At 41.7% G+C, this 26,601-nt stretch carries 16 protein-coding genes and 1 pseudogene; 13 read left to right on the plus strand and 4 right to left on the minus strand.

Annotation, left to right across the window (positions count from 1 at the left end; genetic code table 11):
* Positions 1 to 76: 76 nt before the first annotated feature.
* The 7 genes from H8796_RS14515 to H8796_RS14545 are packed head-to-tail and all read left to right on the plus strand — an operon-like array spanning position 77 to position 11,832.
* On the plus strand, positions 77 to 607 hold the full coding sequence (locus H8796_RS14515; protein WP_117935130.1) for a sigma-70 family RNA polymerase sigma factor: 531 nt from the start codon (positions 77 to 79) through the stop codon (positions 605 to 607).
* 49 nt (positions 608 to 656) lie between these two features.
* Positions 657 to 3,905 (plus strand): TonB-dependent receptor, encoded by a 3,249-nt coding sequence (locus H8796_RS14520; RefSeq protein ID WP_117935228.1) that lies wholly within the window; start codon positions 657 to 659, stop codon positions 3,903 to 3,905.
* A gap of 33 nt (positions 3,906 to 3,938) precedes the next feature.
* Positions 3,939 to 5,735, plus strand: coding sequence for a RagB/SusD family nutrient uptake outer membrane protein (locus H8796_RS14525; protein WP_117935128.1), 1,797 nt, complete (start codon positions 3,939 to 3,941; stop codon positions 5,733 to 5,735).
* Between the two features lie 36 nt (positions 5,736 to 5,771).
* Entirely contained in the window at positions 5,772 to 6,965 is a 1,194-nt protein-coding gene (locus tag H8796_RS14530) for a DUF5013 domain-containing protein (protein WP_117935126.1), read from the plus strand.
* Between the two features lie 49 nt (positions 6,966 to 7,014).
* Positions 7,015 to 9,054 carry an IPT/TIG domain-containing protein gene (locus tag H8796_RS14535; protein ID WP_117935226.1) on the plus strand — a complete coding sequence of 680 codons (2,040 nt, stop codon included), beginning with the start codon at positions 7,015 to 7,017 and terminating at the stop codon, positions 9,052 to 9,054.
* 58 nt (positions 9,055 to 9,112) lie between these two features.
* Complete coding sequence (locus H8796_RS14540; protein WP_117935124.1) at positions 9,113 to 10,411, plus strand: alginate lyase family protein; 1,299 nt, start codon at positions 9,113 to 9,115, stop codon at positions 10,409 to 10,411.
* Positions 10,412 to 10,425: 14 nt separating this feature from the next.
* The gene (locus tag H8796_RS14545) at positions 10,426 to 11,832 is read left to right on the plus strand and encodes a glycosyl hydrolase family 28 protein (protein WP_117935122.1); all 1,407 of its coding nucleotides are present in this window, start codon (positions 10,426 to 10,428) and stop codon (positions 11,830 to 11,832) included.
* Between the two features lie 459 nt (positions 11,833 to 12,291).
* On the opposite strand, the gene uxuA is transcribed toward H8796_RS14545, so the two are convergent.
* Positions 12,292 to 13,479 (minus strand): mannonate dehydratase, encoded by a 1,188-nt coding sequence (uxuA, locus tag H8796_RS14550; RefSeq protein ID WP_117935120.1) that lies wholly within the window; start codon positions 13,477 to 13,479, stop codon positions 12,292 to 12,294.
* Positions 13,480 to 13,514: 35 nt separating this feature from the next.
* A complete protein-coding gene (locus H8796_RS14555) occupies positions 13,515 to 14,330 on the minus strand; it encodes an SDR family oxidoreductase (RefSeq protein WP_117935118.1) in 816 nt (271 codons plus the stop codon).
* A 119-nt stretch (positions 14,331 to 14,449) separates the two neighbouring features.
* On the opposite strand from H8796_RS14555, the gene H8796_RS14560 reads away from it, so the two are divergent.
* From H8796_RS14560 to H8796_RS14570, 3 genes are all read left to right on the plus strand, one after another.
* Positions 14,450 to 15,331 (plus strand): AraC family transcriptional regulator, encoded by an 882-nt coding sequence (locus H8796_RS14560; RefSeq protein ID WP_117935116.1) that lies wholly within the window; start codon positions 14,450 to 14,452, stop codon positions 15,329 to 15,331.
* Between the two features lie 70 nt (positions 15,332 to 15,401).
* On the plus strand, positions 15,402 to 17,354 hold the full coding sequence (locus H8796_RS14565) for a glycoside hydrolase family 97 protein (protein ID WP_117935114.1): 1,953 nt from the start codon (positions 15,402 to 15,404) through the stop codon (positions 17,352 to 17,354).
* A gap of 54 nt (positions 17,355 to 17,408) precedes the next feature.
* Entirely contained in the window at positions 17,409 to 19,025 is a 1,617-nt protein-coding gene (locus H8796_RS14570; RefSeq protein WP_117935112.1) for an alpha/beta fold hydrolase, read from the plus strand.
* A gap of 25 nt (positions 19,026 to 19,050) precedes the next feature.
* Here H8796_RS14570 and H8796_RS14575 read toward each other — a convergent pair whose 3' ends face one another.
* Together H8796_RS14575 and H8796_RS14580 are read right to left on the minus strand one after the other, a co-directional pair.
* Positions 19,051 to 19,434, minus strand: a complete 384-nt coding sequence (locus H8796_RS14575) for a DUF3037 domain-containing protein (protein ID WP_004297000.1) — start codon at positions 19,432 to 19,434, stop codon at positions 19,051 to 19,053.
* Positions 19,412 to 20,194: a HipA family kinase gene (locus H8796_RS14580; RefSeq protein ID WP_117935110.1), complete on the minus strand. Its 783-nt coding sequence runs from the start codon at positions 20,192 to 20,194 to the stop codon at positions 19,412 to 19,414. The genes H8796_RS14575 and H8796_RS14580 overlap by 23 nt, the downstream gene beginning before the upstream one ends.
* A 164-nt stretch (positions 20,195 to 20,358) precedes the next feature.
* On the opposite strand from H8796_RS14580, the gene H8796_RS14585 reads away from it, so the two are divergent.
* The 3 genes and pseudogenes from H8796_RS14585 to H8796_RS14595 all read left to right on the plus strand — a co-directional run bounded on the left by H8796_RS14585 (position 20,359) and on the right by H8796_RS14595 (position 26,521).
* Positions 20,359 to 22,293, plus strand: coding sequence for a glycoside hydrolase family 127 protein (locus H8796_RS14585; protein WP_117935107.1), 1,935 nt, complete (start codon positions 20,359 to 20,361; stop codon positions 22,291 to 22,293).
* 15 nt (positions 22,294 to 22,308) lie between these two features.
* Positions 22,309 to 24,234: pseudogene (locus H8796_RS14590) on the plus strand (alpha/beta fold hydrolase).
* Positions 24,235 to 24,253: 19 nt separating this feature from the next.
* Positions 24,254 to 26,521, plus strand: coding sequence for a heparinase II/III family protein (locus H8796_RS14595; protein ID WP_117935105.1), 2,268 nt, complete (start codon positions 24,254 to 24,256; stop codon positions 26,519 to 26,521).
* The last annotated feature ends 80 nt before the right edge of the window (positions 26,522 to 26,601 follow it).

The raw sequence follows: 26,601 nt of genomic DNA on the forward strand, positions 1-26,601 counted from the left end.
CTGTTACTTTTGTGATATTTGAATTCGAAACTTGTTCCTACTTTTGTATCATCATTAAACGGATAAATTTAATGCCATGAATAAACAGCAAGCTACATTTGACGACTTCTTCTCTGAATGCTACCTTAAATATAAGGAGTATATCAAGAACTATATCGCTATCCGTATTTGCCATCCGCATGAAGCGGAAGATTTGGCACAGGATGTCTTTGTCCGCTTATGGGAACACAGGGCATTCGTGAACAAAGATACAGTCTGGTCTTTACTTTTTACCATTGCTCGCAACATAGTAACCGATAAAATCCGTCGTTATTATAAACAGGAAGATTTCGTCGCCTACATATATAATAGGATGGAAGACACCAGCCGGAATACCACAGAAGATACCGTTCATTATCGTGAACTAAAGAAGATGCATGACCAGGCTATAGAAACTCTTCCTGTCAAACGTCGTCAGATTTATGAACTTAGTTTCAATCATGAACTCTCTTGTCCTGCCATTGCAGGAAAGCTGTCCTTATCTCCCCGTACAGTAGAATGTCAATTATTACTGGCTCGTAAAACGGTTCGTACTTATTTGAAAAATGAATACTCCAAAGTCGGTTAAATACCAGATTCGGAAAAATACATATTAACTTTAACAATTTAATAGTATGATGGAAATTAAATCCAAATTCTTATGTTCAAAAGGAGTCGCATTGGCTTTCGCCATGCTGCTGGGTGGTTCGCCCGGTGTATTGCTCTATGCAAATGATTCTGTAGAAGAGAGTTTGATGGTAGCCCAGACAGGCCGCACTATCAAAGGACTTGTGACAGATGCGAATGGTGAACCACTAATTGGTTGTAATGTAGTGGTCGTGGGAAGCAATGCAGGAGTAATTACCGATATTGACGGTCGGTTTACGCTGAATATTCCTACTGATGCCAAACAGATAAAAGTTAGCTATATCGGATATGTAGATCAGATCATTAACCTTCACGACCGCTCTGATTTTAAGGTAGTATTAAAGGAAGATAATAATGCACTGGATGAGGTTGTTGTAGTGGGTTATGGTACGCAGAAAAAAGCGACGTTGACAGGAGCGGTAGAACAAATTGGTAGCCAGGTATTGGAAAGTCGTGCCATTACCAATGTCGGTGCTGCTTTGCAAGGAGCCACTCCGGGGTTGGTAGTCACTCGTTCTTCCTCACGTCCGGGTAATGAAGGTTTGAATTTCCAGATTCGTGGTCTGACATCTGTCAATGGAGGTAGTCCGTTGATTATTGTAGATGGGGTACCTGTATTGAATTCAGAGTCATTCCAAAATCTAAACTCAGATGATATTGAGAATATTAGTGTTCTGAAAGACGGTTCAGCTTCCATTTATGGTGCGAAAGCTGCTAATGGTGTTATCTTGGTAACTACCAAAAAAGGTAAAGGCAAGACAACGGTAGATTATGGCTTCAATATGCGTTTCACTACCAATGGTATTATGGCTTTCTCTCCCAGTATGCAGGAATATGCCTCCATGTGGCTGGAAGCCAATAAAGAAATGCCGGAACATGACTGGTGGGGCTGGGGAGAAGAAAACCTGAAGAAGATGGCTCAAGGCATTGAAGGTATTTATGAGTCGACTGTAGCCGATTGGGGTACGATGTTCGTAGGTAATGCCAATCGCCTGGATGAATTGTTTGCTCGCCGTTATTCTTACCAGCATAACTTGAGTGTAGCAGGTTCTACGGATAAATCCGATTACCGCATATCTTTAGCTTATGCTGATAACCAAGCCAACTTGGCCACTGCTTATGACGGACAGAAACAGTTGAACTTGCGCTTAAACTACGGAATCAAATTGACCGATTGGTTCAAACTGGAGACTTCAGCCAGTATGATTAAAACAAATACCGAAACACCCACACATGGTATCGACCGTACACTTTACGGAAACGATGCTCCGTTTTTCCCGGCAAAAAATCCCTATGGACAATGGTACGCTAACTTCGGTAATGTAGGTGATCGCAATGCGGCAGCAGCTACAACGGATGGTGGACGTGATGAGAGAGAGAAGCTGACTACTCGTGTCGATTTTAAAGCATTGGTGGATATTTGGAAAGGAATCACTTTTGAGGGTACTGCTTCATTTCAAAATGAGGAATATCGCAGAGAACGCTATTCGCTTCCGGTACAGTGTTACAATTGGTTCGGTGAGCAGACGGCGAAGTTAGTATATGAAACAACACAAACCCTTAGTACTCCGCAAGATGTGCTGAATTTTAAAGATTCCCATCAGCCGGGATATTTGGTACAGGCAAATAATGCCCGGTATCAGTACTATTCAGGATTATTAAAATATAAGCGTACATTTGCCGAAGTACATAATATAGATGCTATGTTCGGTATCAATGCCGAGAAATGGGTGACTAAGAAAGTTGTTACTGCCCGTGAGAAGTTTGAGGATGTCGGAATTTACGATTTGAATCTGGCTACCGGTACACAGGGTAACGGTGGAGGAAAGACTCATAATGGCACCTATTCATATATTGCCCGTTTGAATTATAACTATGCAGAAAAATATATGGTTGAATTGATGGGGCGTCGTGACGGAAATTCCAAGTTTGCTCCCGGTTATCGTTTTAAGAGCTTCGGTTCCGTTTCTTTGGGATGGGCGTTCTCGGAAGAACAATTTGTAGAATTTCTAAAGCCTGTTCTTTCTTTTGGTAAGCTGCGTTTAAGTTATGGTAGCTCAGGTAATGATGTTGGGCTGGGCGATTATGATTATGTATCTACTGTTTCTCTTGGGACGGCCGGTTTTGGAACTATACCTGCCAATCAGGTATCTTCAGGTTTCGGCGGTTTAATTTCTTATGACCGTACTTGGGAGAAAGTTTCACAAAAAAACTTCGGTATCGATCTTAACTTCTTCGATAATCGTTTGAAAGCTACATTCGATTATTTTATAAAAGATAATACCGGTATGTTGGTAAATGTCACCTATCCGGGCGTATTAGGAGGTAAATCTCCTAAAACGAATAGTGGTCATTTGAATGTAAAAGGTTGGGAGTTCACTATTGGATGGCGCGATCAGATTAAAGACTTTTCTTACTATGCCAACTTTAATATTGGTGATACAAAGAGTCTGTTGAAAGAGATGGAAGGAGCAGATTCTTATGGGGCCGGTTGGAATGCAGCCGTGAATGGATATCCTTTGAATTCGTACTTCCTTTATCGCACAGATGGTTACTTTAAAGATCAGGCAGAAGTAGACCGCTATTATGCACTCTATGGAGAAGGCAAGGAAGATTTGACCGGTGTAGGAGCGGGAAGTGCAAGCCGGTTGCGTCCGGGTGATACCAAACGTTTGGATTTGAATGGTGATTATAAGATCTCCGGTGCAGGGAATGAGAATAGCGATTTGCAATATCTCGGTGACTCCAATCCACATTTTGTTTTCGGTTTCACATTGGGAGGAGCATGGAAAGGTTTTGATGTGAACGCGATGTTCCAGGGTGTCGGCAAGCAGTATGTTATCCGTAATGACTGGATGGCTTATCCTTTTCAAACACGTACCGCCAATCAGAACCCGACATATTTGGGAAAAACATGGACAGAGAGCAATCCGAACGCGGAATTCCCTCGTTTGACTACTAATGCGAATCTTGCACGTTGGAATTATCAGAATAACGACTTTATGATGCAGAATAACCGCTATATTCGTTTGAAAACATTAATAGTCGGCTACACATTGCCGCAGATATGGACGCGCAAGGTGAAACTGGAAAAAGTACGTGTTTATTTCTCTGGTAATGATTTATGGGAAGCTACCAGTATTCGAGACGGTTTCGACCCGGAAATGGGAGCAGCCTCCAACAACAGTGGATACCCGTTTGCACGTACTTGGTCGTTCGGTCTGAACATCACTTTATAGTAGCTATAGAAAATTAAATACAGAATAGAAGATATGAAAAAGATAACGAACTATATATTAATTTGCACCTGCGCATTGGGATTTTCTTCATGCGTGAATACGTTCCTTGACTTGGAACCACTGGATGCCAAGACAGATGTGATTTATTTCAAAACTCCGGAGCATTTCCGTGAATATGCTAACGGGCTTTACGGGCAATTATTAGGATGGCAATCTTCTTATGGAAGTATATTCGATCACATGGATGCAGCATCCGATCTTTCCACTTGTTTCAGATATTCGTATGGTGTAGGAACCGGTGTGATGGGAGTTCCTAATGACGATAGTCGTTGGGGTAATTGCTATGGCAATATTCGTGCCACTAATCACATGTTTGAAAGAGCTGTTTCTTCCTATACGGGTAATTTAGCGGACATTAAAAAAGAATTAGCCGAAGGTCATTTCTTCCGTGCCTATAATTATTTTTACTTATTGAAGTTTTTTGGCGGAGTGCCTGTCGTTACGAAAGTTCTCGACGTGACTTCATCGGAATTATATGGAAAACGTAATAGCCGTTATGAGGTTGTCAACTTGATTCTCTCCGATTTGGATGAGGCTATCGCAGGGTTGCCGTTGGAGCAGAATATAACCTCTGCCGACAAAGGTAAAATCAGCAAACAGGCTGCACAGGCATTTAAGGCTCGCGTGTTACTTTATGAAGCTACCTGGCGTAAGTACAATGGTACTTCTACTGATTTTGAAGGTTCTGCCGGTCCGGCTTCCGATCAGGTAAATGCTTTCCTGGAAGAATCTCTTCAACTATCCGAAACAGTGATGGGGGATGCTGCTTATTCTCTTTGGAATTATAATAATGTAGCAGCGATGAGAAATATGAGTAGCCGTTACCTGTTTAATATTGAAGAAGAAGCTAGCAATCCTGCTGGTGCAGGAAGAGCGACGAACAAGGAATTTATCATCGCTTCTGTATATAGTCAGGAAACGCGTAAAGGACAGGTTGCTTTGAATCAGGTGATTTATACGGATATGCGTCCCAGTCGGAAATTAATTGATATGTTTTTATGCACCGACGGGCTTCCGGTTAGTATGTCTGATAAATTTCAGGGATATAAGAATCCGGGGGACGAATTTCAGAACCGGGATTTCCGTTTGACCTCTTATGTGGGTTCATATGCTACGAGTCTGACAGTTGAGAACTGTGGGTATGGTGTTTCCAAGTTTGCTATTACTGATATTCAACGCCAAAGTAAAGATGAATCGGCCAATTATCCGGTACTTCGGTTGGCAGAAGTATACTTGAATTATGCTGAAGCTGTGATGGAGCGCTATGGTGAAATATCAGATGACCAGTTGAATAAGTCGATAAATAAAATCCGTGCCCGTGCGGGAATTGCCAACCTGACAAATGCATTGGCAAAGCGAATTCAGGAAGGAGTGCCGGCAAATGCGAATAAGACAGTTAATCAGGTAATGCTGGATGAGATCCGTCGTGAACGTGCTTTGGAACTCTATATGGAAGGTTTCCGTTGCGACGACCTGAAACGTTGGGGTATTGCGGAAGAGAATCTGAATGAGTCTCGTTGCGGTGCGGTAGTAGGTAATGCCAGCTATCCGACGGCATTTATAGACGAAAACGGGAATGCTACCAGTGCTTTCAATCCGGCTATTTTTACGAAAGGGACGGAAGAAGTAGAGACAGGTAAAGGTAAACTACCTTGTGTAGTGCTTCTCAAATCATCCGACTGCGCATTTACTAAGGGAGATTATTTGTGGGCGATTCCAAGAAATCAAATCAACCTGAATTCAAATCTGGTACAAAATCCGGGATATTAATCATTCAAACGTTTAACGTATAATACCATAGATTATATGAAGTTTTTATTCAAATATACATTTCACTTGGCAATACTTGCTTGTGTTTCCGCACTTTTCTCCGGTTGTGAGCAAGATCCCAAGTATAGAGTTTATGATTATCCTGTGCCGGTAGTGGAGAGGATTTATCCAACGGACGGATATGTCACTACACAGGTAGTTATTACGGGAACCAATTTTGGTGACCGTGCAGAAGCTGTGAAGGTCTTCTTCGGTGAAGCTCAATCTAATAAAGTACTCGATTGCAAAAATAACCGTTTGGTAGTGGAAGTGCCGGAAACTGCAGTAACAGGCAATCTGTCTTTACAGATTTATAATAAAAAGGTGGAGAATATCGGTTATTATACAGTACTGCCTACACCACGTGTCATTACAGTGACTTCTGATAGTGAAGACGGTGAAGGGGTAGCCGATACAGGAGACAAGGTTACTATAACAGGTGAGAACTTTGGTACGGATCCATCTGATATTTCTGTCAGCTTCAATGGAACACCGGCTGAATTTGAACTGGTGGATGAGTCTACTATTGTTGCGACAACTCCTGCAGATTATAAGACAGGTAATGTGACTGTAACTATTCATGGATATACAATGACAGGTAGTGCAATGTTTAATCCTAACTCAAAAGGTGATGTGACAGTGCTTTACCTTCAAAACTACAAGCAGCCGTTTGCCAAGGCAAATGATGAAAATTGGAAGAACGGTGAATGGTGGACTCCGGCAGTATGGAATCAGAATAAGGCATCTTTCAATGCAAAAAATAATACTACTGTTACCGGAATGCAGTATAAAGCAGCAGAGGGCTTCACATTAGCGTTCCAGAATGGATGGGAGAAGGAAGCTTATACGAATGGAAAAATATGGCAAGTTGCTACACTTCGTCCTGGTAAATACAGACTGGAAGTTACTTATGCCTATACGATGGTAGTAAGTGATGCGGGGAATTTTATTTCTGCATTGATGGCCAAAGGAAATAGTGAGAGTGATATACCGAATGTAGCTGATATTGAGCAATTAAATGGAGTTTGTGCGATCTATGACAAAGCTGGAACAAATAATGACTCGGGTATTTTGGTAACCCCTTCATTGGAAGTGACGGAGACAACGGATGTTGTCATTGGATTCCTGACTTCTCTGGCTAAAGGTAATTCATACTTTAAAGTGACAGAATTAAAATTGATTCTTGAATGATGTGGAAAAAGAAAAAAGAGTAATTCATCGTGATAATATAATTAAGATTATGAAGAAAATATATAACTATCTGTTTCCCGTTTTTCTCTCGCTTTTCGCATTAGCTGCTTGTGACGAGGAAAATGAAGAAATTGTTCCAATGAGTTACACTGATCCTGTGGCGACTGTAACAAAGATAGATCCCGTAGAAGGATATGTTGGGAATGAGTTTACCGTTAGTGGCAGTGATTTTGGTATCATAACAGAAGATGTGAAAGTATTTATCGGTTCCCAGGAGGCAGTAGTAGTCTCTTGCGCCGATGATGCTATCCTTGCGAAAGTGCCGGAATCGGCAACAAACGGAAAGATAACCGTTGAGGTTTTCGGGCAACGTGTGGAGACTGATCTAGTTTATCGTGTACTTGGTAAGCCGGGTGTCAGCGTAGTGAAACCTTCTTATGGTTTTCCGGGTGCCAGTATCGTTTTCGAAGGACAAGAATTTGTTTCTTCTAAAACACTGTATACTTTGACTTTCGGGACTTCCACAGACAAGGCAGAGATTGTGGGTACACCTACTGATACCGAATTTACGGCCAAAGTTCCCGAGACAGCTGTCAGTGGAGTTATGACACTTATTATGGCAGAACAAACGATTGATTTGGCTTCTTATCCTTTCACAGTGTTGAAGCATGCAACGCTTGATGCCCCTAAAGAGGGTGAATCGATTCCATCAGGTTTTGCAGGAAGTGCATTTGCAATAACAGGAACCAATCTTGTGCAAGAATTGCTGGATAAGTCTGTTGAAGGGTTGGAGCCTTTGAAAGTAACTTTCTCTAAAGCCGGCGGAGAACCTGTAGAAGCTGCAATAGATACAGATAATTTGACAGATAAGAGTATTCCACTCACCGTACCTGCTTCGTTGGAAGCCGGAGATTATACAATTACGGTCATTACTCCGTTTGAAACTATCGGGACACAGTTGAAATATACGGTATTACCGATGCCGACAGTAACAGGCATTTCAACGAAAGCCGGATATATTAATGCGGAAGTAACGATCATTGGTCAGAACTTTGGTACGAAAGCTGAAAATATTCAGGTCTTTTTCGGAGAAACAGTTTGTGATAAAGTGACACTGAATGATAAGGGTAATATCGTAGTGAATGTTCCAAAAGGAGTTTCATCTGAAGCTCCGGTGAAGATTAAACTGATAATTCAGGGTAAGGAAATAGAGATGGGCGAATCAGGTACATTTGAGGTTTGGGCAACTCCGGAAATCACTTCTGTTGAAACACCGTATATTTATCCTTATGGTACATTAGTAAAAGCCGGACAGGAAATAACATTTACAGGAAAAGGTTTTGGAACGGATAAGAATTCTGTTACAGTTACTTTTGAGGGAATATCCGTACCTGTTACGGTTAAAAAGATTACTACGACTTCTATTACTGTAACGGTTCCACAAGGTTTCAATGGTGGAAAAGTAACAATGGTGTTTGAAGGCATTGCACAACCCGTAGAGAGTGATATGTTACAACCTCTGCCGGTGGATGGAGATATTTCTCAATATGTACTCATGAACTATAAACAGCCTTTTGAATATGTAAAAGAAGGTGGGGATAAAGGATTCCATAAAAAAGGAGAGTGGGCAAAAGCTGCTTATTGGATAGTTCAGAACTCTAACTTGACTGCTGGTGAAGGAGGTGCTGCTGTTGATTTGGCATTTAAAACGAAATATGGTGATGGAAGTGATGCAGGTTTGGCTTTACAAACAGATTGGGGATTTGACAATCCTAAAAATGATGGTAAGGTATATCAGACTTCTCATCTTCAAAAAGGAAAATATAAGTTGACGGCACACGTTTATGAATATGATGGCAGAGGTTTTACCGGTTATGTTGCGGTTTGTAAAGGTCGTGAGATGGCAAATACGAGTGATATACCAAGTAAGAGTCTGGCAAACGCTTCTATTTCGGGTACGGGTGATGTAGTAGTTGATATTCTTGTTGAAGAGCCTACCGATGTTGTCATTGGTTTTGTATGTACGATTACAGTAAAACAAGGACGGGCTAAGATAGATAATTTCAAATTAGAGTTAGTAGAGCAATAAACTATAATTGGGTGCACCGTAATCAATGGTAGATGCGGTGTACCATTAAACCAAAAATATGATGAAAAAGATATATTATATAACCGCAGTATTTGCTACCCTGTTTCTGGTAGGATGTGGGGACGGCATTGACCTTCCGGGTGTCAATGTGGAAACTGATTTGAATAAAATTCCTCTTCCTGATAATAACGTGAATTTGGAACAGGTTGAACTTAAACCGTCAACGGAACCCATGCTGCATGAAGGGTTGCATACAGAGGAAGACTTCCAGCGTATTCGGGATAAAAAAGCTGCCGGAGAAGAACCTTGGGTAAGTGCTTATCAATTATTAGTAGAAAGTCAGTTTTCGCAGAAGACGGCAGATACTTATCCTACGGAATGGATTAAACGTGGAGTTTCCGGTGATGAAAATTATATGAATGCAGCCAAGGGGGCCACTATTGCATATCAGCAGGCGCTTCGTTGGAAGATTGAGCAAGATGATGAATATGCGGCAAAAGCAGTGGAGAATCTGAATAAGTGGGTACAGACTTGTGTAGGTGTAACAGGTAATACGAATTTATCGCTTGCCGCAGGACTTTATGGTTATGAATTTGCTATTGCCGGTGAATTATTGAGGGATTATGGAGGATGGGATCGTGCGGATTTCGCAGCGTTCCAGAATTGGTTGCTTAAAGTGTTCTATCCCGCTAATGATGATTTTCTGAAACGTCATCACGATACGAATGCGTTACATTATTGGGCTAACTGGTGTCTTTGTAATATAGCGGCTAAAATGGCTATCGGCATTGTAACCGATCGTCGTGATATTTATAATGAAGGTATCGACCATTTGCAGACAGGTGATACAAACGGACGTTTACGTCGTGCTATCTATCACGATTATGCACCGGACTATAACTTTGCCCAATGGCAGGAAAGTGGACGTGACCAAGGGCACACGTTGATGTGTGTCGGATTGATGGGAGTTATTTGTCAGTTGGCATGGAGTCAGGGAGACGATTTCTTTGCCTATGATGACAATCTGTTCATGCGGGCTTGCGAATATGCTGCTTGTTGTAATTACACTAATGAGACTGTACCATATACTACTTATATATGGCAAAAACAGAGTCAATGGGGATATCCGATTCCGGAAGAACAAACAACACTTGGTGGTGGTAAATGGATCAAACGTGCGATATGGGCGTTGCCTTATTATCATTACAAAGGGATAAAAAACATCTCGGATGATAATCTCAAATATACTAAGATTGCTACCGAATATGTAGGAATAGAAGGAGGAGGCGGTTATTATGATGCTAACTCCGGCGGGTATGATGTACTTGGACTTGGTACATTGATGTATGCACAATAAATGAATAATTCAAGATGAATAGATTGATACGAATAGCGCTTACATTTTTACTTGTAATGACTTCAGGAGTTATACAGGCAGAAATTGTCATCTATCCGGTGCCACAAGGCATCTACTATGCCCGCCACAATGACGATTATACAGTAAAAGTACGGCAAGTGGGTGAAAAAGATTGGGTAGACCTTTATGAATATAATGTAAAGGTGGATATGGATACCAAGTCGGATGCAACCATGGTACAGTTTGATTTTTCCGGTAAAGTGGAAGTGCTGGTGCAAAAGAATAACGGGGAACTCCGTTCAGCAGTAGTGCGTCCACTATCTAAAGGCATTCAGCCGGAGATAGACGGAAATTTTCTGCTGTTCACATTGGATAAACCACAAAAGCTCTCTGTAGAGTTCAACGGTGACCGTTTGAATAATCTGCATGTGTTTGCCAATCCGATCATTGAGAATGTGCCTGATAAAAGTGATCCGAATGTGATGTATTTTGAGTCCGGCATACACGAACCCACTGATGTGGCAGGCAAATGCTTCCGTATTCCTTCCAACACGACTGTCTATCTGGAAGGCGGAGCAGTGCTGAAAGGTTGCCTGACTTGCGACAGTGTAGAGAATGTAAAGATTCTCGGACACGGAATGTTGCTTGAACCGCAGCAGGGAATATCGGTGGCATACTCCAAGAATATACTGATTGATGGAATTACAGTCGTTAACTCCCGTCACTATACAGTTTCCGGTGGACAATCACAGGGAATTACTATCAAGAATCTGAAATCATTCAGTTATCAGGGTTGGAGTGACGGGTTGGATTTTATGTCTTGTTCGGATGTAGTGATTGATGATGTTTTTCTTCGTAATTCAGACGACTGTATAGCCATCTATACACATCGTTGGAATTATTATGGAGATTCTCGTAATATCCGTGTACTTAATTCTACACTATGGGCGGATATTGCTCACCCTATCAATATTGGTACGCATGGAAATACGAAAACAGGAGATGAGGTTTTAGAAGATATATTGTTCAAGAATATCGATATCTTGGAACATGATGAGGACGATCGTGATTATCAAGGCTGCATGACTATTAATGTAGGAGATCACAATCTGGCACAAAACATCACTTTTGAGGATATTCGTGTGGAACATATCCAGGAAGGACAGTTGTTTCATCTTCGGGTGATGTATAACCAAAAGTATAACACAGGTCCCGGCAGAGGTGTCAGAAACATAACGTTCCGTAATATTTCATGTACCGGGAAATATATCAATCCTTCTTTGATGGAAGGTTATGATAAGAATAGGAAGGTTGAGAATATTTTGTTTGAGAACATAATGTTGAACGGCAAACGGATCACTTCTTTGGAAGAACTGAATATAGATAAAAAAGATTTTGTAGGGAAGATACAGATAAAGTAGCTAACAAATAAAAGATTGTGCTGATTTTACCCTCACACTCTCACCCGACTCTCAATCTCTTTATCCATCGTACTTTCGTGGGTGAGGGTAAAGGTGAGGGTAGTGTGAGGGTAAAATTTACCCTCACACTGCCGACGCTTACCAAATGATATGAGTATGCATTGGCATTGAAAGGTTTAGCTATTGAGAGGACAGTCCGCTGTATTTTATTGTATCGGAATTATAGGATCATAACTAAAAGTCCGGAGGAATAGTCGTTTCTTGCCTTTGAGATAGAATTTACCTGCTTTAGAAACTATAGTTTCCCGCTATTGGAACTGGAGTTTCGAGCCTTTGGAACTAAAGTTTCAAGGCGGGAAACCATCAGTTTCGTGCCTCGAAACAAAATGTTTCCCGCCTTGAAACAAATAATGAGGTTATTGCTCTGACGAAGCTCTGACTATATCAGCACTGTGATGATTATAATATTATCTGTCGTTTTTTCTCATCATCTACTACAGCCATCATTCCCTCTACTTGTGCAAGAGCCAGCATACGTCCGTGAAAAGAATATCCCGGGTTGTAGCCTTTATCTTCATCTCCCAGCATCATTCGTCCGTGGTCTACACGCATCGGTAATCCCGGATTCTCATTTTCGAAGATACGGATAAGGTCAATCAGATGTCCTCTTCCCGTGAGATGGGAGCTTTCAATAAAGTTTCCACCTTGCATGGCAGCCGTGCTGCGCAGATGTACGAAATGAGTCCTTTTGACAAATTTCTTGGCCAACTCACGTGTATCATTATGTTCGCCTGCACTCAAAGAGCCTGCACAGAAAGTCAACCCGTTATGAGGATTATTTACGGCATTCAAGAACCATTCAATATCACTTTCATTGGTAACAATACGTGGTAAACCTAATACCTGAAATGGAGGGTCATCGGGATGTACGCACATATTAACTCCATATTCTTCGCATACGGGCATGATGGCAGATAAGAAGTAGCGCATATTCTCACGCAAAGTATCCCGGTCTATATCTTTGTACAGGGCGAGTAACCGCTTGAAGATGGCAACCGGATTTTTATCTCCTTCCTTGATATTACCGTTGACAAAACCTTGTGTCTTGACAATGATTGTATCAATCAGGGCATCTTTCTCTTCTTCTGTGATAACCTTATCCAATTCGGCAACTTTCCGAAGTTCTTCTTCGGTATAATCTTTTTCTGCTCCTTCACGTTCCAGAATTCGAATATCGAAATAAGCAAAACGGACACGGTCGTAATACAGGGAACTGGTACCATCCGGCCAAGGGTGTTGCAAGTCTGTACGTATCCAGTCGATAACGGGCATGAAGTTGTAACATACTGTCTTTATACCGCATTTACCCAAATTGGCAAGGCTTACTTTATAGTTCTCAATCAACTGTTCACGTTCTGCTCCTGCATATTTGATTGCTTCGCATACAGGAAGACTTTCCACTACCGACCAACGTAAACCATAAGATTCGATATATGATTTCAAATTGTTAATAGCTTCTACTGTCCATATTTCACCATTCGGTACATCATGCAGGGCAGTGACAATCCCTTCTACCCCTATTTGTCGGAGCATCGGCAAAGTTATCTTATCCTTTTTTCCGAACCATCTCCAAGTCTTTTCCATCATAGTCTTTCTCTTTATAACAGGCTATTATTTATTGCTTAAACTCCGCTGAATGCACTGAAACCACCATCAATAGGTAACATTGCTCCGGTTACGAAGCTAGCGGCTTCACTACACAGGAAATGCACTGCACCATTCAACTCTTTAATATCACCAAAACGTTTCATTGGAGTTTTAGCCAATACTTTCTTGCTTCTATCTGTCAGTGAACCATCTGGATTGATGAGTACACGACGGTTTTGGTCGCCGATGAAGAAGCCCGGTGCAATAGCGTTTACACGGATACCATCACCGTATTTAAGCGCCATTTCACTTGCCAGCCATTGAGTGAAATTGGCTACGGCAGTTTTTGCAGCCGAATATCCCGGTACACGGGTGATAGCGCTGTATGCTGCCATTGAGGATACATTAATGATACATCCTTTGCCTTGTTTTGCCATTACTTTACCGAATATCATAGACGGATAGACTGTCCCATTCATATTCAGATTAGTCACTTTTTCCCAGCAGGAAATATCCATATCATAGAAGTGTTGATCCGGCTCAAGGGTAGCTCCCGGCATATTGCCACCGGCAATGTTCAATAGAATATCGATCTGTCCCCATTTAGCTACGATTTCTTCGGCTACTTTCTCCAGGCTGGCGATGTCAAGTACATTACCGATGATACCGATTACATCGTCACCGTATTGTTTAAGTTCAGCCACACGGTTGTCCAGTTGCTCCTGACGAATGTCAATAGCTACTACTTTTGCTCCCTGCTGTACAAAGTGTTGGGCAATATTTCCGCCCAGTACACCACCTGCTCCGGTAATAACAGCAACTTTACCGGCAATACTAAATAATTCGTTCATGGTTTCTATCAAATGTTTTTATGAATGATGCAAAAATAGCGGGTTTTTATACATGCTATGATGCGTATTTTTGCAAGATATTTACCTATCTTTGCAAAAGCAGTTTAAAAAGGAGATTTATGAAGAAGATAATGAATGAGAAGTTGACTATAACGACTTCCAATCCCGTCCGTGCCCGCTTTTATGAATATCCGCGTTTCACATATCCGTGGCATTTTCATAGTGAGTATGAAATTATCTATGTAGAGAAGGGAGAGGGGGATTGTCTGGTGGGTGACAGCATTATCTCCTATTCAAAAGGTGATTTGATTCTTTTCGGTTCCGAACTGCCTCATAGTATGCAAAGTCCACCGGACGACGGGGAAGAATCTGATAACGAAGAAAAATCCGAACTGAAAGTAAGAGGAGTCAATATTCAGTTTGAGAAAGACTTTATGCATTATTCTATTTCTCAATACTCCCAGTTTATTCCTATCAGGAATTTATTGGAGGATGCTTGCAGAGGAATAAAATTCACAATTACCCGTTCGGGGAAAATCATTAAGTTATTGAAACAGATTCCTTCTGCTAAAGGAGCAGATCAAATTATCCTGTTGCTTTCACTTTTACAGATGATGGCTATCAGCAATCATAAGAAATATCTGACTACTTCTCATTATACTCCGTCCCCTTCGATTATGCGTAATGAAAGAATGGAAAAGGTGATTGCCTATTTGAATAAACATTATACCGAGTCTATCGGTCTGGATGAAATTGCTTCTTATACAGCGATGAACCCTACTGCTTTCTGCCGATACTTTAAAGAAAACACAGGAAAGACATTCAAAGAGTATGTGCTTGATATGCGTATCGGATATGCTTGTAAACTATTAAATAGTAGTATGATGAATATATCTCAAATCAGTGCTACTTGCGGATTTGAATCACCTGTACATTTTAACCGCATTTTTAAAAGGGTGACAGGAATGACGCCGACTTTATATAGAGAGCAGATGGAATAAGCTTTTCAGGCAATAAACATTTGAGTATAATTTCTTCCTCGTTCGTATATAATAGGAAAGATGAATAAACATGAACGTAAATAGAATGAAGAAAAGAATTTTGCTTTTGTTGCTGGTGATACCGGCATTGGTGAAAGCGCAAGATGTGATGACAGAAACCCGTCAGGAACTGACGTCTCCTGATGGAGCTTATCGTTTTACCTTTTATCAGCGCACGGTGGGAGAGGATAATGCACAAATGTATTATACCTTGACTTATAAGAACCGTCCGGTGATTGAAGAAAGTAAATTGGGAGTTCTGATTGAGAATCAGTTGTTTGAGTCGGCATTGGGTATACCAAATGATACCTGTCATTTTTGGTGTGAAAATCTGAAGTTGACAGCGACTGAACAACGAAAGGCGGATGAAACATGGAAGCCTGTATATGGTGAACGTGCGGAGATTCGTGACTGCTACAATGAAATGATTTTGAAGTTTAAGAAGGGAGAAGGGAAAGGTAATAAAGACGGTGGCTATGATAAGCGTAAGAATTACTTTATGGATATTATAGTTCGCGCCTATAATGAAGGGGTTGCTTTCCGCTATCATTTTCCGGAAATGACAAACGGACTTTTCTTACATATCGTCGGTGAGCAGACCAGCTTTACAATGCCTGAAGGAACGATGGCATATTACGAACGTTGGGCACAAGGACCTTGCGTACTTCGTCCGTTGGAAGGATGGGGCAAAGAGGAGAGTGAGCGTCCTTTGACCTTGAAACTGCCTGATGGATTATCTGTAGCTTTGTTGGAAGCGGAAATGGTGGATTATGTTCGTGGTAAATTCCGTTTATCGGCAGAGAAACCTTCCACTTTGGAGACAAGCCTGTATAGTAGCGTTGATATTATTTCTCCTTACAGTACTCCGTGGCGTGTAATCATGGTTGGCGAACGTCCGGTCGATTTAATTAATAATAATGATATTGTCTTGAATCTGAATCCGGCTTGCAAACTGGCTGATACTTCTTGGATCAAACCCGGGAAAGTATTCCGTTCGGGCGACTTGAAACAAGATAGAGTAAAAGCAGCCATTGACTTTGCGGCAGAACGCGGTATTCAGTATGTGCACATGGATGCAGGCTGGTACGGACCGGAAATGAAAATGAGTTCGGACGCTACTACTGTTTCTCCTGATAAAGACCTTGATATACCCGCTTTGTGTAAATATGCCGAATCGAAAGGAATCGGACTCATGGTGTATGTCAATCAGCGTGCATTAGTGCAGCAGTTGGATACTCTGTTGCCTTTGTATAAAAAATGGGGATTGAAAGGTATCAAGTTCGGTTTTGTACAGATAGGTAATCAGCGTTGGAGTACCTGGCTGCATGAAGCTGTCCGTAAATGTGGAGAATACGGTCTGATGGTAGATATTCATGACGAATATCGTCCGACAGGTTTCAGTCGTACTTATCCTAACCTGATGACACAGGAGGGTATTCGTGGAAATGAAGAAATGCCGGATGCCACACATAATACGACTCTTCCTTTCACCCGCTATCTGGCAGGTGCAGGAGACTATACGCTTTGCTATTTCAATAATCGGGTGAAGAATACGAAAGCACATCAGTTGGCGATGGCAGCTGTGTATTACAGTCCTTTGCAATTTATGTTTTGGTATGACAGACCGGAATTCTACCAGGGAGAAGAAGAACTGGAATTTTGGAAAGCAATTCCGAGTGTATGGGATGACAGCCGCGCGTTAGATGGAGAAATTGGTGAATATATCGTTCAAGCACGTCGTTCGGGGAATGACTGGTTTGTAGGAGCAATGACGAATACGGAAGCCCGCACAATTACATTGACTACGGATTTTCTGGAATCGGGTAAGAAGTATATGCTTCACCTGTACGAAGATGATGACAAGCTGAAGACACGGACGAAAGTACGCAGTACTCATAAGAAGATAAAAGCCGGAGATAGGCTTGTTTTGAAGCTAAAAGCAAGTGGCGGAGCTGCATTGCATTTCACTCCACTGGGAAAATAAATTAGCTGTTTATAGATAAATGCAACTATAATAAATGCAATTAAAAGAAGCATTATGAAGAAATATTTTCTTGTTGTTTTGTTATCTCTGTTCATGCAGACTACCCGAGTTGCAGCAGCTCCCTGGCAGTGGTCCGTAGAAATAAAAGAGCTGATTTCAGAAGAGACAAACGCCCATCCTTCTGCCTATCTATGGATACCGGAAAACTGCAAACAAGTCCGTGCCGTCATCATTGGGCAACATAATATGACCGAAGAGACAATTTTCGAGCATCCTGAATTTCGGAAGGATATGGGTAAATTGGGAATTGCAGAGATATGGATCACTCCCGGAATAGACCAACGCTGGGATGTGACAAAAGGTACCCGGCAAATCTTTGAAACAATGATGAAGAACTTGTCTGAAATAAGCGGATATACAGAATTGGAGTTTGCTCCGGTCATCCCTATCGGACACTCGGCAATGGCTACTTATCCGTGGAACTTTGCCGCCTGGAATCCCGAACGTACATTGGCTGTACTCTCTATTCACGGTGATTCTCCCAGAACTCATTTGACAGGTTACGGGCGTGCGAATTTGGATTGGGGAACCCGTACGATTGAAGGTATCCCTTCATTAATGGTAATGGGAGAGGACGAATGGTGGGAAGACCGGTTGATAACCTCTTTCGATTATCGTTGTGAATATCCGAATGCTCCCCTTTCATTTCTTGCTGATGCAGGACATGGACATTTCGACATATCCGATGAATTGATTGATTATCTTTCTCTTTTTCTAAAAAAGGCAGTGGAATACCGGTTGCCGAAACATTCGTCATCGGATATTCCGGTTCAGTTAATTCCGGTAGAAGCAAAGAATGGCTGGCTGGCAGACCGTTGGCGAAAGAATGAAAAGCCTACAGCCGAAGCCGCTTCCTATGATAAGTATGAAGGAGACAAGCACCATGCATTTTGGTATTTTGATAAGGAAATGGCAGATGCCACAGAAAAATATTACGCTAATGAGCGTGGAAAGACAGAACAGTATATAGGCTTTGAGCAAAAAGGAAAACTGATAACTTTCAATCCGAAATCCCATGTACGTATGTCTCCTTCTTTTCAACCCGAAGCGGACGGAGTCACTTTCCACTTGAAAGCAGTGTACACAGATACGTTAAGGAACGAATATTCAAAAAAACACAGTACACGTCCCATTCGAATGTCGAGAATTTGCGGTCCGGTGGAAGTGGTGAATGATACAACTTTTACTGTTCGTTTCTATCGGATGGGATTGGATAATCCAAAACGTACAGGAGGCATCTGTCTGATGGCTTCCGTAAAACAGGATCATAAATACCGGAGTGCCGTTCAGCAGGTAGAGATTCGTATTCCTTACCGGAATAAGGAAGGGATACCCCAACGTATAATTTTCCCGAAACTATCCGATGTAAAGGCTTCAGTGAAAGAAAAAAGTTTAAAAGGAACTGCTGACTCCGGCCTTCCGGTTTACTATTATGTAAAAGAAGGGCCGGCAGAGATAAAGAGGGATAAACTGGTATTGACTAAAATTCCCCCGCGTGCAAAATTTCCGGTAAAGGTGACAGTGGTAGCTTGGCAATATGGGCGTAGCGGAGAACCAAAAGTGCAGACTGCTGAAGCAGTAGAGCAGAGCTTTTATATTACCGCCCGTTAGTTTGACAAAGAGATTGTTCAAGGAATCAGAGTACTAATTCCTTGAACAATCTTTCCAAAGTCTTATCTAAATCAGTAGAAAATCCCGGATGTGGGCGAGATACTTGTATGCAAGAACTTTTTACTGCAGTCAGCCAACGAAATCTGTCAGGAATATCCATATTGGCTATGGCTCCTCCTTCTTTATTTCCCATGCATATCTTGTCAAAGACCTGTAACCCTTCTTTCAGGCAGTTAATATCCAGTTCGGAAGAAAACAGTTTTAGTTTGTTCTCATCTATCGTATAGAGGGATTTCAGGTATTTGGCTTGTTTGGAAAACAACACAATCCCCATATTGATAAACTCCTCCCGTTCTACTTTAGGAACGAAACGGATGACTGCGTATTCATATAAGTGCCTTTCTTGCATTTTGCGCTTCATTTACAAATGTTTCGGAATGCTTAATCCTTTCTTCTAAGAATCGAATATAAATGTCTCTCAAATCCTGTGGAGTTTCTGTGCCTTCTGTCCAGTTTAACCAGTCATCGGGAATAGCATTGACTATCTCACGGATTTTATCAGAAGTCAATATCTGCCTGAATTCAATATCTACCTCTTCCAGTTTATCGGCAAACGGCAATAATACATGGTCTTTTATCTGTACAAAAGGAACCAGTGCCTGTTTTTGCCAGTTAGTCCAGGAATGGTGGAAATAAAGGGATGCCCCATGATCTATCAACCATAGTTCTTTGTGCCATATCAACATATTGGTGTTTTTAATGGTACGGTCTACGTTAGTCAGCAAGGCATCCAGCCATACTACTTGCGAAGCGGTTTTTCCATCTACTTGATGTACTATCGGATCAAAAGTCAGTGAACCGGAAAGGAAATGCAATCCCATATTCAGTCCGCGACTCCATTGAAGTAAATCCTGTATCTCTTCGTCTGCTTCTGTTCGTCCGAAGGCCTCGTCCAGATTCAGAAAAACTATTTCGGGGACTCTGAAACCCAGTGCACGGGCTATCTCTCCACCAATCAGTTCGGCAATCAGTGCTTTTGTTCCGTGTCCTGCCCCCCTGAATTTGACTACATACTTAAATTCATCGTCAGCTTCGGCTAAAGCAGGCAATGAGCCCCCCTCACGCAGAGGAAGAATATATCTTGTAACATTTGCCGTACGTAAATCCATGTAGCTCCTTTCTTTGATTTGGGGAATAAAGATAGGACGTTTCAGATGAATTTTATAAGAAAGTGGGCTTTAAATTAAAGAATTGTAGCTTAATTAAATAATTTTGTGGCTTTGAGTGTTTAAGGCACCTTGTTCGTATCTTATAGATAAAAGATAGAAATAATATGAATAAGAAAGTTTTAGTTACGGTAATCTTGTTTGGTTCATTGACAATATCGGGTATAGTGTCAGCTCAATCTGTATATCCCGGACAACATCAGGGAAAGTTGAAAAAGGAAACAGTCGCTCCCCTTCAGGCGGAAAGTTTTGATTTGAAAGATGTTCGCCTGTTGCCAAGTCGTTTCCGTGATAATATGCTTCGGGATTCTGCTTGGATGACGTCAATAGATGTGAATCGTCTGCTACATAGCTTCCGTACCAATGCCGGTGTATTTGCCGGACGTGAGGGCGGATATATGACAGTGAAGAAACTGGGTGGTTGGGAATCTTTGGATTGCGAACTTCGCGGACATACTACCGGACACATGCTCTCGGCACTTGGTTTGATGTACGCAGCTACCGGCAGTGAGATATTCAAACTGAAAGGCGATAGCTTGGTTAACGGATTGGAAGAAGTGCAGAATGCACTGAAAAACGGATATTTGAGTGCCTGGCCCGAGGAACTGATAAACCGGAATATTCAGGGAAAAGGTGTATGGGCTCCCTGGTATACTCTGCACAAACTTTTCTCCGGACTGATAGATCAATATCTGTATGCGGATAATAAGAAAGCATTGACTATCGTCACCCGAATGGGCGATTGGGCATACAATAAATTGAGACCCCTTAGTGAAGAAACACGTAAACTTATGATCCGCAATGAATTTGGCGGTATCAATGAGTCATTCTATAATTTATACTCAATAACGGGAGATGAACGTTATCGCTGGTTGGCGGAATATTTCTACCACAATGACGTAATCGACCCTTTGAAAGAACTTCGCGATGACTTGGGAACGAAGCATACCAATACTTTCATCCCGAAAGTGATAGCTGAAGCCCGCAACTACGAATTAACCCACAACGCGACAAGCAGGAAACTTTCGGAATTCTTCTGGCACACCATGATTGACCATCATACTTTTGCTCCGGGATGCAGCAGTGACAAAGAACACTACTTTGATCCGAAGAAGTTATCCCAACATCTGACCGGCTATACCGGAGAAACTTGTTGTACCTATAATATGCTCAAACTTAGCCGCCATCTTTTCTGCTGGACGGGCGATTCATCTATTGCAGATTATTACGAAAGGGCATTGTATAATCACATCTTGGGACAACAAGACCCTGAAACAGGTATGGTAGCTTATTTCCTGCCTTTGCTTTCCGGGTCTCACAAACTGTATAGCACAAAAGAGAACTCTTTCTGGTGTTGCGTAGGTAGCGGATTTGAGAATCATGCAAAGTTTGGAGAAGCCATCTACTACCATAACAATCAGGGAATATATGTAAATCTATTTATCCCTTCACAGGTAACCTGGAAAGAAAAAGGACTGACAATCCGTCAGGAAACGGAATTCCCACAGGAAGAAACAACGCGTTTCACTCTCCGGACAGAAAATCCTGTTCGTACCACCATTTATCTGCGCTATCCTTCGTGGAGCAAGGATGTAAAAGTGTTGGTGAATGGTAAGAAAATATCTGTAAAACAGAAGCCTGGTTCTTATATTGCCATTACCCGTGAATGGAAAGAGGACGACCAAATCTTGGCTACTTATCCGATGCAGATCAAATTGGAGGCTACCCCGGATAATCCGAACAAGGCAGCTCTGTTATATGGTCCATTGGTATTGGCGGGAGAACGGGGAACTGAAGGTATGCAAGCACCTGCTCCTTTCTCAAATCCGGCTCTTTATAATGATTATTATATCTATAATTTTCATGTCCCAGCACATTTGCGTACCTCTTTGAAACTAGATAAGAAACACCCTGAACGTGCTTTGCAACGTGTAGGAAGTGATTTGAAGTTTACGACAGAACAAGGAGATGTGATTCGCCCGCTATACGATTTGCATCACCAGCGCTATGTCGTATATTGGGATTTACAATCAGAAAAATAGATAGTAAACAACGATATGAAGAATCGTTTATTAATTGCCGTTTTTGTAAGTATCTGCTTTTTGTCCGGTTCTTGCAAAATATCATCCGGTCAGGGAAGTCAGTATGACTTCTCTTCTTTGGATTCTGTTATCCAAGGATGGGTAGACAAGGGATATTACCCCGGAGCATCCATTTGTGTAGTGAAGAATGATACCGTCATTTTCCAGAAGAACTATCGGGACTATACGCCCGATACAAAAGTATATGTCGCTTCTGCCGGGAAATGGGTAGCGGCTGCTGTCATTGGCGCAGTGGTAGACCGTACTGATTTGGGATGGGATGATCCGGTAGAAAAATGGTTGCCGGAATTTAAAGACGATGCTAAAGGTAAGATTCCTCTCCGGCAATTATTATCCCATACATCAGGAGTACGTCCATATCTTCCCGAGCCCCGTGTAGATAACTATAATCATTTGGATTCGGCAGTCACTGAAATTCTTCCTTTGGATACAGTCTTTACTCCCGGCACTCGTTTTGAATATGGTGGACTTGCTATGCAAATTGCCGGAAGAATGGCAGAAGTGGCCATGGGAAAGGAGTTTGAAACTCTTTTTCAGGAACTGCTGGCACAACCTTTGGAAATGAAGAACTCTCATTTTACCCCAATCAATACGGACGGCGGACATGCACCCATGTTAGGGGGCGGACTATGTACTACAATGAATGATTATCTTCATTTCCTGTCTATGATTTATCACGATGGAATGTATAATGGCAAGCAAATTATATCAGCAGAAACTGTGAAAGAAATGCAGGCCGACCAAGTGAAAGATGCCATCATCCCTTCGCATGACTCGGATAATTATGTAGCGAAAGGACTGGGACAATCCCACAATGGAATCTACGGATTGGGAGAATGGCGTGAATTAATAGATAAAAAGACAGGTGAAGCTTATCAGATTAGTTCACCGGGATGGGCTGGTGCTTATCCGTGGATAAATAAACACGATAAGGTTTACGGATTCTTCATTTCTCATGTAACAGGTTCTTCTGCTAAAGAAGACGGTTTCTCTTCTTTCTTCGGCAGCCCTGTCATTTCACGGACTGTTTCAGAAATACTGAAAGGCAAGCCATTGGTTGTCAAACAAGGACGTATCAATGTAGGAAACGGCTCTCTATACTATGAAGAAGCTGGTCAGGGTGAACCGATAATTTTTGTTCACGGTCATTCGCTCGACTATCGTATGTGGGATGAACAATTTTCTGTGTTTGCGAAAAAGTATCATGTCATTCGCTATGATTTAAGAGGATACGGCATTTCTTCTTCCCAAACAGAAGATTATCAATTTATGCATGTTGAAGATCTGGTTACTTTAATGGACTCTTTACATCTCCAAAAAGCGCATATTGTCGGGCTTTCTTTGGGTGGATTTATCACTGCCGATATGTTGGCGTATTTCCCAGACCGGATGTTATCGGCTTTTTTAGCCAGTGGAAACATCCGGAAATCGAAAGGGCCCAGTGAGCCGATGACTAAAGAAGAAGCAAAGGTACGTGATGAAGAAATAGCTGCCCTGAAAAAGAAAGGAGTGGAGGTGATGAAGAAAGAGTGGTTTGAAGGCTTAATGAAATCCGGTGGAAGTCAACGTGAGCGGATGCATGCGCCTTTGTGGCAGATGATTGACGAATGGGATGCATAGCAACCGCTACACAAAGAAGTACGGGTAGTAGCAGGACTGGATGCTATTGAAAAATTAAAGAAGAGTCACCCTGCCGTACCTGCCTTAATTGTAGAAGGTCATTCTTCTGATAACAAATTCTTAAAAAATCCTTCCATATTGGAATATCTACCTAATGGAAAGCTGAAGGTCATAGAGGATTGCGGGCACATGATGAATATGGAGCGACCGGAGGAATTCAATGCAGCTTTAGCAGAATTTTTAATCAATATTAAACAGTAAAATAAAAGCAATAAATATCATGAAACAAATAGTTCTATGTCTGATCGGAATATTATTTGCATCGTTTGTATCTGCACAAAAGATAAATCATCCTTCGCTTTTGTACACCCCTCAACGTATTCAGCAGGTAAAACAACGTATGCAGAATGAACCGAAATTGCAGGAAGCCTGGGAAGATATTCAGAAAACTGCGGATGAAGCCTTACAGAAGAAAGATTTCAACCGGTTGGATTATTTATCGTTGGCCTATCTGATGACGGATAATAAAGAGTATGCAGATGTAATCAAAGAGATCCTTTCGAAAGCTGTGGAAGCTGAATCCTGGGGAGATATGGAAATGATGGCACGTATTCCTGCTTGGCGTTCGCAACTAGGCATGGCACATAAGAGTTTCCTTTCTGCCATAGGATATGATGCAGCCTACAATATCATGTCTTCTTCCGAAAGAAAAAAGATTGCCGAAGGCTTGAAACGATTGGCTGTAGAACCTGCATTGGGCGACTGGCTGCTAGAACCTACCCGTATTCATTCTTTGAATTCTATGGGACATAACTGGTGGACTTCTTGTGTATGCCAGGGTGGAATATTAGCATTAAGCCTACAGAATGAACTTCCCGAAGTAAAAGATTGGGTGGAGCAACTTCATGAATCACTTCCCGAATGGTTTGACTTTGCAGGCGATGCCTTGCAACAGAAAGCAAAGAGCTTTGATGAGGCCGGAGGAATGTATGAAAGTCTGAATTATGCAAACTTTGGTATTCAGGAAGCTCTATTGTTTCGGATCGCTTGGATAAACACTCATCCGGGACAAAATCCCGGCGATATACCCCAATTGGCAAAACTTCCGAACTACTTTTCTCAAGTATGCTATCCCCGTACAGGTATGCTGCATAGTTTGAATTTTGGTGATAGTCATAAGAACGTATCAGCAGAATCCAGTATGATGTTATTGTATGCATTGGGACTGAAAGACCCGACTATTCTATGGTATATAGCCCAAGTAGAGCAAGGACAGCATCGCGATGGATTTTTTCTGAATCGTCCGATGGGTTTTCTCTATACCCCTGATTTGAATAAAGCCCCCGTAGCTCCCGATTTGAAGACCTCACAATTATTCTCGGATTTCGGTTGGGCCACCATGCGTACTTCTTGGGAAAAGGATGCTACGATGCTTGCTGTGAAAAGCGGTCATACGTGGAATCATTCCCATGCGGATGCCAACTCCTTTATTGTTTTTCATAAAGGCGTTGATATTATCAAGGATGGAGGAAACTGCTGGTATCCCAATCCGAATTATCGCAACTATTTCTTCCAAAGCCAGGCACATAATGTAGTCCTGTTCAACGGGGAGGGACAACCTCGTGAACAACAGTATAGCGGCTCTACTTTGCGAGGAAATCTTTATCATCTCTTGGATGCAGGCAATGTGAAATATGTTTTGGCCAATGGAACAGGTCCTGTCTCTAATAATTTCAGCCGTAACTTCCGTCATTTCCTGTGGATGGATAATGTGATTTATATGATCGATGATTTGAAGACACATAAGGTAGGACAGTTTGAATGGTTATGGCATACCAATGGAACCTATAAGAAATCGGGCATTGACGTAAATGTGACAAATGGAAATTCTTCAGTAGTCATTCGCCCTTTATATCCCCGTCTGCTGGCTAAATCAGATTTTGTGCACGACTATCCCGAAGATTTATATTGGGAAGAAATAGAAGCTCCTGCGGAAGATTTGAAAGGAACCGAAAAATATTATTCATTCCATTTGCCAGCCGAGGTGAACCGTGTGAAAGGACTGACAGCTATTATTCTGAAAGACACTCCCGATGAAAAAGATCTGCCTCAAATGGAAAGACGTGAAGGGCAGGACTGGATAGGGCTTCGTATTCGTCATAAAGGCAAAATTACTGATTTGTATATCAACCAACTGGCAGACGGAAGATTAATGCACAGTAATTCATGGATTATGCCCGACGGCTGGATGACAGATGCTTATATGTTTGCAGTCTCTTACCCGGAAGGTACTGAAGCAAAGGACGCTAAGGACTTCTTCATTGCCTACGGAAGTGCATTAAGACGAGATAATGAAACCTACTTCTCGTCATTGGCTAAGCTATTCGTTATTCAGAAAGCAGAAGATAAGAAACTTAATCTTTGGATAGACGGACAGCCGAAGATAAATGCCATCTTTAGAAGCACAAAGAAGCCTGTGTCTGTAGAAGTGAATGATAAGAAAATCCCGGTAGTCTATCAGAAATCGCAGGTAAAGGTGAAACTATAAATTATGTATATCCGGGATAGATTCTATCTTTTTAAAGAGAGTAAGTTCCTTGTTTTTTGTGCAAACCTATATAAAATCCG

Origin of the sequence: Bacteroides sp. M10 (assembly GCF_014334015.1) — a bacterium.
Classification (GTDB): domain Bacteria; phylum Bacteroidota; class Bacteroidia; order Bacteroidales; family Bacteroidaceae; genus Bacteroides; species Bacteroides intestinigallinarum.

What these genes read in the sequence shown, in the direction of transcription:
- H8796_RS14585 (WP_117935107.1), top strand. Translation starts at nt 20,359, where the DNA reads ATGAATAAGAAAGTTTTAGTTACGGTAATCTTGTTTGGTTCATTGACA.
- H8796_RS14580 (WP_117935110.1), bottom strand. Translation starts at nt 20,194, where the DNA reads ATGGATTTACGTACGGCAAATGTTACAAGATATATTCTTCCTCTGCGT.
- H8796_RS14555 (WP_117935118.1), bottom strand. Translation starts at nt 14,330, where the DNA reads ATGAACGAATTATTTAGTATTGCCGGTAAAGTTGCTGTTATTACCGGA.
- uxuA (WP_117935120.1), bottom strand. Translation starts at nt 13,479, where the DNA reads ATGATGGAAAAGACTTGGAGATGGTTCGGAAAAAAGGATAAGATAACT.
- H8796_RS14520 (WP_117935228.1), top strand. Translation starts at nt 657, where the DNA reads ATGGAAATTAAATCCAAATTCTTATGTTCAAAAGGAGTCGCATTGGCT.
- H8796_RS14535 (WP_117935226.1), top strand. Translation starts at nt 7,015, where the DNA reads ATGAAGAAAATATATAACTATCTGTTTCCCGTTTTTCTCTCGCTTTTC.
- H8796_RS14570 (WP_117935112.1), top strand. Translation starts at nt 17,409, where the DNA reads ATGAAGAAATATTTTCTTGTTGTTTTGTTATCTCTGTTCATGCAGACT.
- H8796_RS14545 (WP_117935122.1), top strand. Translation starts at nt 10,426, where the DNA reads ATGAATAGATTGATACGAATAGCGCTTACATTTTTACTTGTAATGACT.
- H8796_RS14595 (WP_117935105.1), top strand. Translation starts at nt 24,254, where the DNA reads ATGAAACAAATAGTTCTATGTCTGATCGGAATATTATTTGCATCGTTT.
- H8796_RS14515 (WP_117935130.1), top strand. Translation starts at nt 77, where the DNA reads ATGAATAAACAGCAAGCTACATTTGACGACTTCTTCTCTGAATGCTAC.
- H8796_RS14575 (WP_004297000.1), bottom strand. Translation starts at nt 19,434, where the DNA reads ATGCAAGAAAGGCACTTATATGAATACGCAGTCATCCGTTTCGTTCCT.
- H8796_RS14560 (WP_117935116.1), top strand. Translation starts at nt 14,450, where the DNA reads ATGAAGAAGATAATGAATGAGAAGTTGACTATAACGACTTCCAATCCC.
- H8796_RS14525 (WP_117935128.1), top strand. Translation starts at nt 3,939, where the DNA reads ATGAAAAAGATAACGAACTATATATTAATTTGCACCTGCGCATTGGGA.
- H8796_RS14530 (WP_117935126.1), top strand. Translation starts at nt 5,772, where the DNA reads ATGAAGTTTTTATTCAAATATACATTTCACTTGGCAATACTTGCTTGT.
- H8796_RS14540 (WP_117935124.1), top strand. Translation starts at nt 9,113, where the DNA reads ATGATGAAAAAGATATATTATATAACCGCAGTATTTGCTACCCTGTTT.
- H8796_RS14565 (WP_117935114.1), top strand. Translation starts at nt 15,402, where the DNA reads ATGAACGTAAATAGAATGAAGAAAAGAATTTTGCTTTTGTTGCTGGTG.